Origin of the sequence: Enterobacter cloacae complex sp. ECNIH7, from assembly GCF_002208095.1 — a bacterium.
In the GTDB taxonomy this organism is placed as follows: Bacteria; Pseudomonadota; Gammaproteobacteria; order Enterobacterales; family Enterobacteriaceae; genus Enterobacter; species Enterobacter cloacae_M.
Genome location: NZ_CP017990.1, coordinates 3,605,789 through 3,620,074, shown reverse-complemented (window position 1 = coordinate 3,620,074; position 14,286 = coordinate 3,605,789). Strand labels below are relative to the sequence as shown.

Sequence of the window (14,286 nt, the reverse complement as noted above, 5' to 3'; positions counted from 1 at the left end):
AGGGAAGGGTTGTATGCTCGAAATGTTAATGCAGTGGTACCGGCGTCGGTTCAGCGACCCGGAAGCCATTGCTTTGTTGGTTATTCTGGTTGCCGGGTTCGGTATTCTGTTCTTCTTCAGCGGCCTGCTCGCTCCCCTGCTGGTGGCGATTGTGCTGGCGTACCTGCTGGAGTGGCCCACGGCGCGCCTGGAACATATCGGCTGTTCCCGGCGCTGGGCGACCAGCATCGTGCTGGTGCTGTTTGTCGGCATCCTGCTGTTGATGGCCTTTGTGGTGATGCCGGTTGCCTGGCAGCAGGGAATTAACCTGATCCGCGACATGCCAGGTATGCTGAACAAGCTGTCTGATTTCGCCGCCACGCTGCCGCGCCGTTACCCGGCCCTGATGGATGCCGGGATTATCGACGCGATGGCTGAAAATATGCGCGCCCGCATCATGACGATGGGCGATTCGGTGGTGAAGTACTCTCTGGCCTCGCTGGTCGGTCTGCTCACGCTCGCGGTTTACCTTGTGCTCGTGCCGCTGATGGTCTTCTTCCTCGTGAAGGATAAAGATCAGATGCTCAATGCCGTACGCCGTATTCTGCCGCGTAACCGCGGGCTGGCAGGGCAGGTCTGGGAAGAGATGAACCAGCAGATCACCAACTACATTCGCGGCAAGGTGCTGGAGATGATTGTCGTGGGGGTAGCCACCTGGATTGGCTTCCTTATTTTCGGGCTGAACTACTCGCTGCTGCTGGCGGTGCTGGTGGGGCTGTCGGTCCTGATTCCGTACATCGGCGCGTTTGTGGTGACCATTCCGGTTGTTGGGGTCGCGCTGTTCCAGTTTGGGCTGGGGACAGAGTTCTGGAGCTGCTTTGCGGTGTACCTGATTATTCAGGGCCTGGACGGTAACCTGCTGGTGCCGGTGCTGTTCTCCGAAGCGGTGAACCTGCATCCGCTCGTGATTATCTTATCCGTGGTGATTTTCGGCGGGCTGTGGGGATTCTGGGGCGTGTTCTTTGCGATTCCGCTGGCGACGCTGATTAAAGCCGTGGTGCACGCGTGGCCGGATGTGCCGGCGGTGGAAGAGAAGTAGTTTTTGTGCGGCCCGATGCTCTCACTCCGACCCTCTCCTATGGAAGAGGGGGAAAACACTAAAAACGGCAACCTGGGTTGCCGTTTTGCTGTTTATCAGGCGTTCTCTTTCAGCCAGTTCAACACCACGTCGTGGTGGTTGCTGGTTTTAAAGTCGTCAAACACATGTTCAACTTTACCGTCGGCGTCAATCAGGAAGCTGATACGGTGAATGCCGTCGTAGGTTTTACCCATAAACGTCTTCTCGCCCCAGACGCCGAACTGCTCGCATACCTGATGGTCTTCATCAGAAAGCAGCGTGAAGTTCAGCAGCTCTTTTTCAGCAAATCGTGACAGCTTTTCTGGTTTATCCGTGCTGATACCCAGCACTTCCACGCCGACTTTTTTCAAGTCGTCCATGTTGTCGCGTAAGCCGCAGGCCTGTACGGTGCAGCCGGGGGTCATGGCTTTCGGGTAGAAATAGACCAGAACACGCTGTCCCTGGAAGTCGGTCAAATTTACTTGCTCGCCGTCTTGATCCGGTAAGCTAAATTTCGGTGCGATGTCACCGGCTTTCAGTGGGTTCATTACTCAACTCCATCCTGTTCGTGCTGCGAATAATTGACGACGCTTATACTGCCCTGCGCGTTTAATTCTGTACAGAGGGCTTTGAACGCTTGCTCGATATTTGACGCATCCTGTGAGGCAGGGCTGTGCGCGGTAATTTGAATAAACAGCACCGGAAGACCATGGTCATCGCTTGTCTGCGTACGGGATACCAGTTCGGCAATATTCATCTGATGGCTGTCAAAAAGCGCCGTGAAACGCTCAATCAGATGCGGAGAATCAGGCACTTCAACCTGTACCCAGACGGTAGAAGGCAGTGCCGGACGCGGACGCGCGGTGGTGCGCTTCATGACAATCAGCAAATCCAGTTCGGCCCCTTTCAGCGGCAGGGTCGATTCAATCAACGTAATGGCGTTCCATGTCCCGGAAAGCAACATAATAAATGTGAACTCTTCGCCAAGCATCGCCAGACGGCTGTCTTCGATATTACAGCCGCAGCTGCTTACGTGACGGGTGATGGTGTTCACGATACCCGGCCTGTCGGCACCCAGCGCAGTGATAACCAGGTAATGTTGTGATGAGGTTGTCAAACCTGTTCTTCCTTTGCATGGTTAAGTCTTCCTAAGGAAAGCATAAAAAAAACATGCATACAACCGCCTGAGAGCCTCAGGTCGCTTGCTTTTATTACAGTTCCAAACGTAACATTGAGGCTCTTGTTCGCACAGAGGATGGCTCATGTTCACGGGAAGTATTGTCGCGCTTGTTACACCGATGGATGAAAAAGGTAATGTCTGCCGGTCAAGCATGAAGAAGCTCATTGATTACCATGTCGCCAACGGAACCTCGGCGATCGTTTCGGTAGGGACTACCGGTGAATCCGCAACGCTGAGCCACGACGAGCACGGCGATGTGGTGATGCTGACCCTGGAACTGGCTGACGGACGTATTCCGGTCATCGCGGGCACAGGGGCTAATGCAACCGCAGAAGCTATCAGCCTGACCAAACGTTTTAACGACAGCGGCATCGTTGGCTGTCTGACGGTGACTCCTTACTACAACCGTCCTACTCAGGAAGGTTTGTTCCAGCACTTCAAAGCCATCGCTGAACATACTGACTTGCCACAAATTCTGTATAATGTGCCGTCCCGTACCGGTTGCGATATGCTGCCGGAAACCGTTGGTCGTCTCTCGGAAGTAAAAAATATTATCGGTATTAAAGAGGCGACAGGGAACTTAAGCCGCGTTCATCAGATCAAAGAGCTGGTTTCAGACGACTTTATCCTGTTGAGTGGTGATGATGCGACCGCGCTGGACTTTATGCAGCTCGGTGGTCATGGCGTGATCTCCGTAACGGCAAACGTTGCGGCGCGCGATATGGCAGAAATGTGCAAACTGGCCGCAGCCGGTCACTTTGATGAAGCGCGTGTCATTAATCAGCGTCTGATGCCGCTGCACAATAAATTATTTGTCGAACCCAATCCGATCCCAGTGAAATGGGCATGTAAGGAGTTGGGACTTGTAGCATCCGACACGCTGCGTCTGCCAATGACACCGATTACCGACCACGGTCGTGACATCGTCAGGGCGGCGCTGAAGCATGCCGGTTTGCTGTAGAGTTTAGGGAGATTTGATGGCTTATTCAGTACAGAAGTCGCGCCTGGCGAAGGTTGCGAGTGTTTCGCTTGTTATGCTGCTCGCTGCCTGTAGTTCAGATTCGCGCTACAAGCGCCAGGTGAGCGGTGATGAATCCTATCTGGATGCGACCCCGCTTGCTGAACTTCACGCACCGGCTGGTATGATCCTGCCGATTCAGAACGGCGATTATAATATTCCCGTGACCAACGGCAGCGGCCTGGTCGGTAAAGCGCTTGATATTCGTCCGCCAGCACAACCTCTGGCGCTGGTCAGCGGGGCGCGTACCCAGTTCACCGGTGATACGGCGTCTCTGATGGTTGAGAGCGCGCGCGGTAGCTCGCTGTGGCCGCAGGTTGTCAGCGTCATTCAGTCGAAGAACTACACTATCGATAAACGCGATGACGCCAGCCAGACGTTAACCACCGACTGGGTCGAATGGAACCGTCTGGATGAAGACCAGCAGTACCGCGGTCGCTATCAAGTCTCCGTAAAACCACAGGGTTACCAGCAGGCGGTTAACGTTAAGCTGTTGAACCTGGAGCAGGCGGGTAAACCGGTTGCGGATGCCGCGTCCCTGCAGCGTTACAGCACCGAAATGCTGAACGTGATTGCCGCGGGTCTGGATAAGACCGCTACCGATGCCGCCAACGCCGCGCAGAGCCGCAACGGCGCGACCTTCGATGTACAAAGCGGTGCGGATGATACCGGCCTGCCAATGCTGGTGGTGCGTGCACCGTTTAACCAGACCTGGCAGCGTCTGCCAGCGACGCTGGAAAAAGTGGGCATGAAAGTGACCGACAGCACGCGTTCAACCGGCAGCATGACGGCAACGTATAAGCCGCTCTCCGACAGCGCATGGCAGGAACTGGGCGCGAAAGATCCTCAGCTTGCCTCCGGTGACTACAAGATTCAGGTAGGCGACCTTGATAACCGCAGCAGTCTGCAGTTTATCGATCCAAAAGGTCACACGCTGACCCAGTCGCAGAACGATGCGCTGGTCGCTGTCTTCCAGGCAGCATTCAGCAAATAAATACGAGGGCTGGTGAATCCAGCCCTTTTTATTTTAGTGCTACGCAAACGTGTGCGTGGCATAATATCCCCAGTTTTGAACACAAATCATCACACCAGGAGTAATGAAGATGCAGAAGCAAGCTGAGTTGTATCGTGGCAAAGCGAAGACCGTATACAGCACGGAAAACCCGGATCTGTTGGTGCTCGAGTTCCGCAATGATACGTCAGCAGGGGATGGCGCACGCATTGAGCAGTTCGATCGTAAAGGCATGGTGAACAACAAGTTTAACCACTTCATTATGACCAAACTGGCCGAAGCGGGCATCCCGACCCAGATGGAAGCGTTGCTGTCCGATACGGAATGTCTGGTGAAAAAACTGGATATGGTTCCGGTTGAGTGCGTTATTCGTAACCGTGCGGCGGGCTCCCTGGTGAAGCGTCTCGGCATTGAAGAAGGTATCGAACTGAATCCACCGCTGTTCGACCTGTTCCTGAAAAACGATGCCATGCACGACCCGATGGTCAACGAATCCTACTGCGAAACCTTCGGCTGGGTGAATCAGGAGAACCTGGCACGCATGAAAGAGCTGACCTACAAAGCCAACGACGTGTTGAAAAAACTGTTTGATGACGCGGGCCTGATCCTCGTCGACTTCAAGCTGGAGTTTGGTCTGTTCAAAGGTGAAGTGGTGCTGGGCGATGAGTTCTCACCGGACGGTAGCCGCCTGTGGGATAAAGAAACCCTGGATAAAATGGACAAAGACCGTTTCCGTCAGAGCCTGGGTGGTCTGATTGAAGCGTACGAAGCGGTTGCTCACCGTTTAGGCGTTAAGCTCGACTAACTTCCTCACTTGCCAAAGGATGTTTGCATCCTTTGGCGTCTTACCTTTGTTTCCTATGGTAATCTTGCCGTTAACCGCCTACGATCATAGCTATTATAAATGGAATAGTTCGAGGTGGTTATGCGCTGGCAAGGGCGTCGTGAAAGTGACAATGTAGAAGACAGACGCAGTGATGGCGGCGGCGGTCCTTCAATGGGTGGGCCAGGCTTCCGGTTACCCAGCGGCAAGGGCGGGATAATCCTGCTGATTGTGGTTTTAGTCGCGGGGTACTACGGCGTCGATCTCACCGGTTTAATGACCGGTCAGCCGCTGCAACAGCAGCAGCATTCTCAGCGCTCCATCAGCCCGAATGAAGATGAAGCGGCCAAATTTACCTCCGTTATTCTCGCCACAACAGAAGACACCTGGAGTCAGCTGTTTGAGAAGATGGGGCGTACCTACCAGCAGCCGAAGCTGGTGATGTACCGGGGGGCAACCCGCACCGGATGCGGTACCGGGCAATCTGTGATGGGGCCGTTCTACTGCCCGGCAGACGGCACCGTCTATATCGATCTCTCTTTTTACGATGACATGAAACGCAAGCTTGGCGCCGACGGTGATTTTGCCCAGGGCTACGTGATCGCGCATGAAGTCGGTCATCACGTGCAAAAGCTGCTGGGGATTGAGCCAAAAGTGCGCCAGCTCCAGCAAAATGCGTCTCAGGCGGAAGTGAACCGCCTTTCCGTTAAAATGGAGCTGCAGGCGGACTGCTTCGCGGGCGTCTGGGGCCACAGCATGCAGCAGCAGGGCGTGCTGGAATCCGGCGATCTTGAAGAGGCGTTAAATGCCGCTCAGGCTATCGGTGACGACCGCCTTCAGCAGCAAAGCCAGGGGCGCGTCGTGCCGGACAGCTTCACTCACGGTACCTCACAGCAGCGCTATAGCTGGTTTAAACGCGGCTTCGACAGCGGCGATCCGGCGCAGTGTAATACCTTCGGCAAAGCGATGTAATGCTGCAGTTTGAACAGCTGATAAGCGAGCTTGAGCGCACCGGCCATCGTCGGCTGGTGGTGCTCAGCGGCGAGGCGCAGTGGACGTTAACCCAGGCGCTTGCCCTGCGTGACGCCTTGCCCGGAGACTGGGTAAGGCTTGACGAACATCCTTCAAAAGCCATCAGCGGTCTGCTGGGACGCGAGTTCCGGCATGCCGTTTTTGACGCCAGCGCCGGGTTTGATGTCGCCGCGTTTGCCGCCCTGAGCGGAACGCTAAGCGCCGGAAGCCTTCTGGTGCTGCGGGTTCCGCCGCTCGACGCGTGGTCCGGGTTGCCAGACAGCGATTCACTGCGCTGGAGCGACAGCGCAGAAGCGATAGCCACGCCGCATTTTGTCCACCATTTCTGCCGGACGATTGCCGTCGATCCCGACGCGATTGTCTGGCTTCAGGGCCGCGCGTTTTCCCTTCCGCCTTTACCCGACGCGCCAGACTGGCAGCCTGCCAGCGGCGCACCGCAGCGCGAGCAGGCTGAGATCCTGGACGTGCTGCAGGGGATGGCGGAGGGCATCGTGGCCGTTACCGCCGCGCGCGGGCGCGGAAAATCAGCCCTGGCAGGCATGTTGCTGAACCGCATTGCGGGCAGCGCCGTGGTTACCGCGCCGTCGAAAGGGGCGACGGATATCATCGCCCGCTTCGCCGGAGAGCGTTTTCATTTTATGGCCCCGGACGCGCTGCTTGCCTCTTCACGCGGGGCTGACTGGCTGATTGTTGATGAAGCCGCTGCTATCCCCGGACCTCTGCTGGAAAAGCTGGCTGTCCGTTTCCCTCGCGTGTTGTTGACCACCACGGTGCAGGGCTATGAAGGGACGGGCCGGGGATTCCTGCTTAAATTCTGCGGTCGGTTTACCGGGCTGCAGCGCTACAGCTTATCTACACCGGTACGCTGGGCGGCGAGCTGCCCGCTTGAGCGGGTTGTCGCCAGCGCGCTGCTGTTTGACGATACGCTGATCGACCGCCGCCCGGAGGGAGAGGTGCGTTTAACCTCCCTGACCCCGGAGGCCTGGGAACGCCGCCCGGCGCTTGCAGCGAGCGTATACGAACTCCTCTGCGCGGCGCATTATCGCACCTCGCCGCTCGATTTACGCCGCATGATGGACGCGCCCGGGCAGCGGTTTGCCGTTGCCGAAACGGACCCGGATATCGCCGGGGCGCTCTGGCTGGTGGAGGAGGGCGGGCTCTCCCCTGAGCTTAGCCGCGCCGTGTGGGCAGGATACCGGCGTCCGCGCGGTAACCTGGTGGCGCAGTCCCTGGCGGCGCACGGCGGCTCTCCGCTGGCGGCGACGCTCAGAGGACGACGGGTCACCCGCATTGCCGTACATCCTCACCGTCAGCGGGAAGGGATTGGCCAGGCGCTTGTTCGCAGCGCCAGCGGCGAAGATTATCTGTCGGTGAGCTTCGGCTATACCGATGAGCTTTGGCGTTTCTGGCAGCAGTGCGGCTTTGTGCTGGTGCGGATGGGCAGCCATCGTGAAGCCAGCAGCGGCTGCTACACCGCGATGGCGTTGCTGCCGCAGAGCGAGGCTGGGCGTCAGCTGTGCGAGCAGGCGCAGCGGCGTCTGAAGCGCGATGCGCGGGTGCTATCGGCCTGGAACGGTGAAAAGATCCCCGTGGAAGACGGCTGGGAAGCTACCCTTAATAATGACGACTGGCTGGAGCTGGCGGGGTTTGCTTTTGCGCATCGGGCGTTTTCAACCTCGGTTGCCGCACTGACGCGGCTGTTGTTAACCGTGGACATGCCGCTTCCGGCCCTGCGAGGGAAAATGGAAGGGAAAGTTGAAGACGTCGGGCGAAAAGCGTTGCTGGCAACGTTGCGGAGTGAAACTGCGCAAGCGATTGAAAGCCTTGACTATCCGCGCTGCCAGCAGTTGAAAGAAGACATTTTGCAATGGCAATTTTTTCAATGACTTCATCAGTAAAGTGGCATGGTCATTCACGTCGGGAGGCGTAGAATCCAGGTCATCTATTAAGGAGACCACCATGAAACACGACCATTTTGTTGTTCAAAGCCCTGACAAACCGGCTAAACAGTTACTGCTTCTGTTTCATGGCGTAGGCGATAATGCCGTCAATATGGGTCAGATTGGCAGCTGGTTTGCGCCCGTTTTTCCGGAGGCATTGATTGTCAGCATCGGTGGCGTAGAGCCATGCGGTCCGAACGGACGCCAGTGGTTCTCTGTTCAGGGCGTGACGGAAGAGAATCGTCAGGCTCGCATCGACGCCATCATGCCCACCTTTATCGACATCGTCCGCTACTGGCAGCAGCAGAGCGGCGTGGGTGCCGACGCGACCGCGCTGATTGGCTTCTCGCAGGGGTCAATCATGTCGCTGGAAAGCGTAAAAGCGAAGCCGGGTCTGGCGTCACGCGTCATTGCGTTTAACGGCCGCTTTGCGACGTTACCGACAAGCGCGACCACGCAGACCACGATCCACCTGATCCACGGTGGTGAAGACCGGGTGATTGAGCTCTCGCATGCGGTTGCCGCCCAGGAAGCGCTGATTCGCGAAGGTGGGGACGTGACGCTGGATATCGTGGACGATCTGGGCCACGCGATTGACGACCGTAGCATGCAGTTCGCGCTCGATCGTTTGCGCTATACCGTACCGAAGCACTACTTTGATGAAGCGCTCAGCGGCGGTAAGCCGGATAACGATGATATTGTAGAGTTTATGTGAGGTTTCCCCCTCTCCCGGGGAGAGGGGAAACTTAACGATTACTTCTTTTGGTCCTTGTTCGGCCAGTCGTCGTCATCGTCCCACTTGTCGTTAAAATCACGGTGCGGGGGAAGATCCGGTTTGTTGGCGAGAAATTTTTTATGGTCAACGCGCTTAAGATCTTTAATCACGTTCAGCAGTACGCCAACCAGAAAAACTAACACCAGAATCCACCAGTACTTTGAAAGCCAATCCATTCGCTATTCCTCTCAGAGCGTTCGTCAGGCGACGAGTTGCTCCATAATACGTTGATACATACGGGCCAGCAGTTGCAAATCTGCCGCATTGACACACTCATTGATTTTATGAATGGTTGCGTTCACTGGACCCAGTTCGACAACCTGGGCGCCCATACGGGCGATAAAGCGTCCGTCTGAGGTGCCACCCGTTGTCAGCAGCTGTGGCTTAATTTCATTATAGTGCTCGATGGCGTTCACCACCGCATCCACCAGTTTGCCACGCTGCGTCAGGAACGGCTGGCCGGAAAGCCACCACTCCACGGTGTAGCGCAGATGATATTTTTCCAGCAGGGCGACGACGCGCGCCTTGATCGTCTCATCGGTCAGTTCGGTGCTGAAGCGGAAGTTAAACTGGACGAAGTAATCACCCGGGATCACGTTGTTGCTGCCGGTCCCGGCCTTGACGTTCGCGATCTGCATGCTGGTCGGCGGGAAGAATTCGTTGCCTTTATCCCACTCGATGCCCACCAGCTCGCTCAGCATCGGCGCAGCGCGATGAACCGGGTTATCGGCCAGATGCGGATAAGCAACGTGCCCCTGAACGCCGTGAATGGTCAGGTTACAGGTCAGCGAGCCGCGGCGCCCGTTTTTGACGACATCGCCCACCACTTCGGTACTGGACGGCTCACCAACCAGACAGTAGTCGAGACGCTCGTTACGCGCCATCAGCGCTTCAACGACCTTCACGGTACCGTTATGGGCGCTGGCTTCTTCGTCGGAGGTGATTAAAAACGCCAGACGGTTTTTGTGGTTTGGATGCTGAGCCACAAAGCGTTCTGCCGCCACGACCATCGCCGCCAGCGAGCCTTTCATGTCTGCCGCGCCGCGACCAAACAGCATGCCGTCGCGGATAGTCGGCTCAAACGGCGGGTTGATCCAGCGATCCGCGTCACCGGCGGGAACGACGTCAGTATGCCCGGCAAAGGCCAGCGTTTCACCCTGGCCGCGCCACGCCCAGAAGTTCTGGGTATCGCCAAAATCCATGCGTTCAACGGTAAAACCGATGGCACGCAGGCGCTCAATCATAAGTGCCTGACAACCTGCGTCGTCCGGGCTAAGGGAAGGACGGCGAATAAGCTGCTGAGTCAGCTCAATGACCGGGCATGACATAAACTACACCTCAACGAAAAAAGTCGGAATAAAGGGTTTCACTGAAACCCAGCAGCATAGGCTGCCCTGGCGCGCAGAGCAATGGGCGTTTGATAATTGCCGGCATCTCGAGCATCAGTTTTGCCGCGCTGTCGGCGTCGTTGATGCTGGCGCGCAGAGATTCGTCCAGCTTACGCCAGGTGGTGCCGCGCGTGTTCAGCAGTGCTTCCCACCCCAGTTCGCCGATCGCGCTATGCAGAAATTCTGCATCAAGCCCGTCGGCACGGTAATCGTGGAAGCGATACTCCACGCCGTTTGCTTCCAGCCAGCGGCGGGCTTTTTTGATGGTGTCGCAATTTTTAATGCCGTACATCACAATCATGGTGAATCCTTTTGACCTAATGATGATTAAATGTTCAGTAAATTCGAAGATATATCCTTAAGTGGAATATAACACATTCAGGAATCGTCTGGATTTACACTTCTTATTAATTCAACTCACATCTGTACGCTGAATATTCTTTCATCATTTAAGCATAGATGTCCATAAAGTTTAAATTTCGAATAAACTCAGCGGGTAAAATAATACTCACCCGTTTGGAGGGTTATTTCAAAATATTGCCAGCCGTCACAAAAAATTGAGGCCTCTCCGTTCATATTTATCATAAATCCCCGCAGGACGTGGGGTACAATCACAGCAATTGGTTAAATAGTCTTCACAATGATGGTCCGTTTTTGTAGAATGCGCATAATAATAAGAGAGGTTGTTATGATTGAACGTGAACTGGGGAACTGGAAAGATTTTATCGAAGGCATGCTTCGTAAATGACATTCAGTAAGAATTGCAAGAGCACTAAAATAAGTAAAATAACCATAGTGTGAATTAATCACACAATAAAAAGGCGGCCGATAATGCCGCCTTTTTTTATTTCAATCACTTACTCAGCGCGTTCCTTTAGCGGGAAGCGACGACGCACCAGCACAAAGAACAACGGCACGAAGTAAATGGCCAGAATGGTGGCCGAAATCATGCCGCCCATCACCCCCGTCCCGACGGCATGCTGGCTGCTGGAGCCTGCGCCCGTACTGGTTGCCATCGGCAGTACGCCAAAGATGAACGCCAGCGACGTCATCAGGATCGGGCGTAAGCGCTGACGGCAGGCGTGCAGCGTGGCGGCCATCAGCTCGTGGCCTTTGGCATTCATCTCGTTGGCAAATTCAACGATCAGAATGGCGTTTTTCGCCGATAGCCCAATTACGGTGAGCAGACCCACCTGGAAATAAACGTCGTTCTCGAGGCCGCGCATCCAGGTCGCCAGCAGCGCACCGATAACCCCAAGCGGCACGACCAGCATGACGGAGAACGGGACTGACCAGCTCTCATACAGTGCGGCAAGGCAGAGGAAGACCACCAGCAGAGAGAGCGCGTAAAGTGCGGGAGCCTGTGCTCCGGAGAGACGCTCCTGGTAGGACATGGCCGTCCACTCCAGACCAAAACCGGCGGGCAGCTGCTGCACCAGTTTTTCCATGGTATCCATGGCGGTACCGGTACTGACGCCCGGCGCGGCTTCCCCGACGATTTCAACCGCAGAGTAGCCGTTATAGCGCTCCAGACGCGGCGAACCGCTCTCCCAGTGCGAGGTCGCAAAGGCAGAGAACGGCACCATGCCGCCAGCGTTATTCCTGACAAACCAGCGGTTAATATCGTCCGGCAGCATGCGGAACGGCGCGGCGGACTGGACATACACTTTTTTCACGCGGCCGCGATCCATAAAGTCATTCACATAGCTCGAGCCCCACGCCGTTTGCAGGGTGTCGTTGATATCGTTGATCGAGACGCCCAGCGCCTGCGCCTTACGCTGATCGATATCCACCTGCAGCTGCGGGCTGTCGTCAAGACCGTTGTGGCGAACGCGGGTCAGGTCAGGATCGTTGCCCGCCAGCGCTAACAGCTTATCGCGTGCCGCCATCAGCGCCGTGTGGCCCGCACCAGCGTGATCCTGCAGCTCCATATCAAACCCGGCAGAACTGCCCAGACCGCTTATCGCCGGCGGGCTGCTGGCGAAGACGCGCGCCTCTTTAATATGCGCAAAGGCTTTTGTCGCACGTTCAATGATGGCGAATGACGTTCCGGTTTTGGTATCGCGCTCGTCCCAGTCCTTCAGACGAACAAACATGCGGGCGACGTTCTGCCCGTTTCCGCCAGGGCCGGAACCGACGGTGGAGAAGACCGATACAACGTTATCCTTCTCTTTCGTGAAGAAATACTGCTCTACTTTCTGAACCACTTTCAGCGTCTGCTGTTGCGTTGCGCCGCTCGGAAGCTGCACCGAGGTGGTGAACATGCCCCGGTCTTCCATCGGCAGGAACGAGGTGGGGAGATGCATAAACAGCCAGACCATGCCGCCCAGCAGCACAACGTAAATCATCATCCAGCGCAGGCTGCGGTGAAGCACTCGCCCGACGGCAGATTCATATCGCGCGGCATTGCGGTTGAACATCCGGTTAAACCAGCCGAAGAACCCTTTTTGGCCGTGATGCTCCCCTTTGTGCAGCGGCTTCAGGATTGTGGCGCAGAGCGCGGGGGTGAGGATCAATGCGACCAGCACGGAGAGCACCATTGCCGAGACGATGGTTATCGAGAACTGGCGGTAGATCGCCCCGGTTGTGCCGCCAAAGAAGGCCATCGGGATAAAGACCGCCGACAGCACCATCGCAATACCGACTAACGCCCCCTGAATTTGTCCCATGGATTTGCGCGTCGCCTGGCGCGGCGAGAGTCCTTCTTCGCTCATGATGCGCTCGACGTTTTCAACCACCACGATGGCATCATCCACCAGAAGGCCAATCGCCAGCACCATCGCAAACATCGTCAGGGTGTTAATGCTGTACCCGAACGCGTAAAGCACCGCAAAAGTCCCCAGCAGCACCACGGGGACGGCAATGGTTGGGATCAGCGTCGCACGGAAATTTTGCAGGAACAGGTACATCACCAGGAACACCAGCGCGATGGCTTCCAGCAGGGTCTTCACCACGTCCTCGATCGACGCTTTAACGAAGGAGGTGGTTTCATAGGCGACTTTATACTCCAGCCCGTGCGGGAAATACTGTGAAAGCTCGTCCAGACGGTCCAGCACCAGTTTCGCCGTGGCCATTTCGTTCGCGCCGGAGGCAAGCTTTATCCCCAGACCGGAGGCCTGATTGCCGTTAAAGCGGCTCAGGTAGTCGTATTTCTCCGCACCCATTTCCACCGTGGCGACATCGCCCAGACGCACTTCCGATCCGTCCTGATTCACGCGCAGGGTGATGTTGCGGAACTGGTCCGGCGTCTGCAGCAGGGATTGCGAATTAATGGTGGCGTTCAGGGCCTGCTTATCGACGGAAGGCGTTCCCCCCAGTTGCCCCACGGCAATCTGGGCGTTCTGGGCCTTTATGGCATCCGTCACGTCGGTTGCCGTCATCTGGTAGCTGTTGAGCTTGTTGGGATCGAGCCAGATGCGCATGGAGTATTGTGAGCCGTAGGCGTCGATATCCCCGACGCCGTTAATCCGGCTGATGGGATCCTGAATATTACTGGCGACGTAGTCCGCGATGTCCTGTTTATCCATCGAGCCATCCGTCGAGACAAACGCGATGGTCAAAATGTTGGTATCGCCGGTTTTACGCACGGTCACGCCCTGATTCTGCACCGCCTGGGGTAGCTTGCGCATGGCCGACTGCAGCTGGTTTTGCACCTGCTGTACCGCTTCGTCCGGGTCGGTGCCCGCCTTAAAGCTCAGGGTCACCGTCGCCTGACCCGTGGCGCTACTTTGCGAGGACATGTACATCAGGTTATCCAGACCCGTCATGTTCTGCTCGATAACCTGCGTCACGGTGTTTTCCAGCGTTTGTGCGGAAGCGCCGGGGTAGTTTGCTGTTACGCGCACGTTAGGCGGTGCCAGATCGGGGTATTGCTCAACAGGAAGTGAAGTAATCGCCAGGACACCTGTAAGACACAACAGGATGGCAAGCACCCAGGCAAAAATGGGGCGATCGATGAAAAAATTCGCCATGAAAGAGTGACCTCGTTTTGCTGCACGTCATTATTGTTTATTGCCCGCATA

At 56.2% G+C, this 14,286-nt stretch carries 14 protein-coding genes; 8 read left to right on the top strand and 6 right to left on the bottom strand.

Going from position 1 to position 14,286, the window contains the following annotated elements:
- Window positions 1-13: 13 nt before the first annotated feature.
- Complete coding sequence (locus WM95_RS17795; RefSeq protein ID WP_033146172.1) at window positions 14-1,078, top strand: AI-2E family transporter; 1,065 nt, start codon at window positions 14-16, stop codon at window positions 1,076-1,078.
- 95 nt (window positions 1,079-1,173) lie between these two features.
- Here WM95_RS17795 and bcp read toward each other — a convergent pair whose 3' ends face one another.
- Window positions 1,174-1,644, bottom strand: coding sequence for a thioredoxin-dependent thiol peroxidase (gene bcp / locus WM95_RS17790; RefSeq protein WP_023308759.1), 471 nt, complete (start codon window positions 1,642-1,644; stop codon window positions 1,174-1,176).
- Entirely contained in the window at window positions 1,644-2,213 is a 570-nt protein-coding gene (locus WM95_RS17785; protein ID WP_023308758.1) for a glycine cleavage system transcriptional repressor, read from the bottom strand. Before WM95_RS17785 ends, bcp begins: the two co-directional genes overlap by 1 nt.
- Before the next feature lie 145 nt (window positions 2,214-2,358).
- On the opposite strand from WM95_RS17785, the gene dapA reads away from it, so the two are divergent.
- From dapA to ypfH, 6 genes are all read left to right on the top strand, one after another.
- Window positions 2,359-3,237, top strand: coding sequence for a 4-hydroxy-tetrahydrodipicolinate synthase (gene dapA / locus WM95_RS17780; RefSeq protein WP_023308757.1), 879 nt, complete (start codon window positions 2,359-2,361; stop codon window positions 3,235-3,237).
- Between the two features lie 16 nt (window positions 3,238-3,253).
- Window positions 3,254-4,288 carry an outer membrane protein assembly factor BamC gene (bamC, locus tag WM95_RS17775; protein ID WP_045399727.1) on the top strand — a complete coding sequence of 345 codons (1,035 nt, stop codon included), beginning with the start codon at window positions 3,254-3,256 and terminating at the stop codon, window positions 4,286-4,288.
- A 109-nt stretch (window positions 4,289-4,397) separates the two neighbouring features.
- On the top strand, window positions 4,398-5,111 hold the full coding sequence (gene purC / locus WM95_RS17770; RefSeq protein ID WP_032659350.1) for a phosphoribosylaminoimidazolesuccinocarboxamide synthase: 714 nt from the start codon (window positions 4,398-4,400) through the stop codon (window positions 5,109-5,111).
- A 120-nt stretch (window positions 5,112-5,231) separates the two neighbouring features.
- Window positions 5,232-6,101 (top strand): KPN_02809 family neutral zinc metallopeptidase, encoded by an 870-nt coding sequence (gene ypfJ, locus WM95_RS17765; protein WP_023308754.1) that lies wholly within the window; start codon window positions 5,232-5,234, stop codon window positions 6,099-6,101.
- Complete coding sequence (locus WM95_RS17760) at window positions 6,101-8,047, top strand: tRNA(Met) cytidine acetyltransferase TmcA (protein ID WP_088544908.1); 1,947 nt, start codon at window positions 6,101-6,103, stop codon at window positions 8,045-8,047. Before ypfJ ends, WM95_RS17760 begins: the two co-directional genes overlap by 1 nt.
- A 73-nt stretch (window positions 8,048-8,120) precedes the next feature.
- A complete protein-coding gene (gene ypfH, locus WM95_RS17755) occupies window positions 8,121-8,816 on the top strand; it encodes an esterase (protein ID WP_023308752.1) in 696 nt (231 codons plus the stop codon).
- A gap of 38 nt (window positions 8,817-8,854) precedes the next feature.
- Here the strand turns inward: ypfH and WM95_RS17750 are convergent, their stop codons facing one another.
- The 3 genes from WM95_RS17750 to WM95_RS17740 are packed head-to-tail and all read right to left on the bottom strand — an operon-like array spanning window position 8,855 to window position 10,565.
- Entirely contained in the window at window positions 8,855-9,052 is a 198-nt protein-coding gene (locus WM95_RS17750) for a hypothetical protein (RefSeq protein WP_023308751.1), read from the bottom strand.
- Between the two features lie 24 nt (window positions 9,053-9,076).
- Entirely contained in the window at window positions 9,077-10,204 is a 1,128-nt protein-coding gene (dapE, locus tag WM95_RS17745; protein WP_045355343.1) for a succinyl-diaminopimelate desuccinylase, read from the bottom strand.
- A 10-nt stretch (window positions 10,205-10,214) separates the two neighbouring features.
- Complete coding sequence (locus tag WM95_RS17740; RefSeq protein ID WP_023308749.1) at window positions 10,215-10,565, bottom strand: ArsC family reductase; 351 nt, start codon at window positions 10,563-10,565, stop codon at window positions 10,215-10,217.
- Window positions 10,566-10,952: 387 nt separating this feature from the next.
- Between WM95_RS17740 and ypfM the strand changes: the two genes are divergently transcribed.
- Window positions 10,953-11,012, top strand: coding sequence for a protein YpfM (gene ypfM, locus WM95_RS27240; protein WP_015572204.1), 60 nt, complete (start codon window positions 10,953-10,955; stop codon window positions 11,010-11,012).
- 109 nt (window positions 11,013-11,121) lie between these two features.
- On the opposite strand, the gene acrD is transcribed toward ypfM, so the two are convergent.
- On the bottom strand, window positions 11,122-14,235 hold the full coding sequence (gene acrD / locus WM95_RS17735; RefSeq protein WP_059446266.1) for a multidrug efflux RND transporter permease AcrD: 3,114 nt from the start codon (window positions 14,233-14,235) through the stop codon (window positions 11,122-11,124).
- Window positions 14,236-14,286 lie beyond the last annotated feature (51 nt).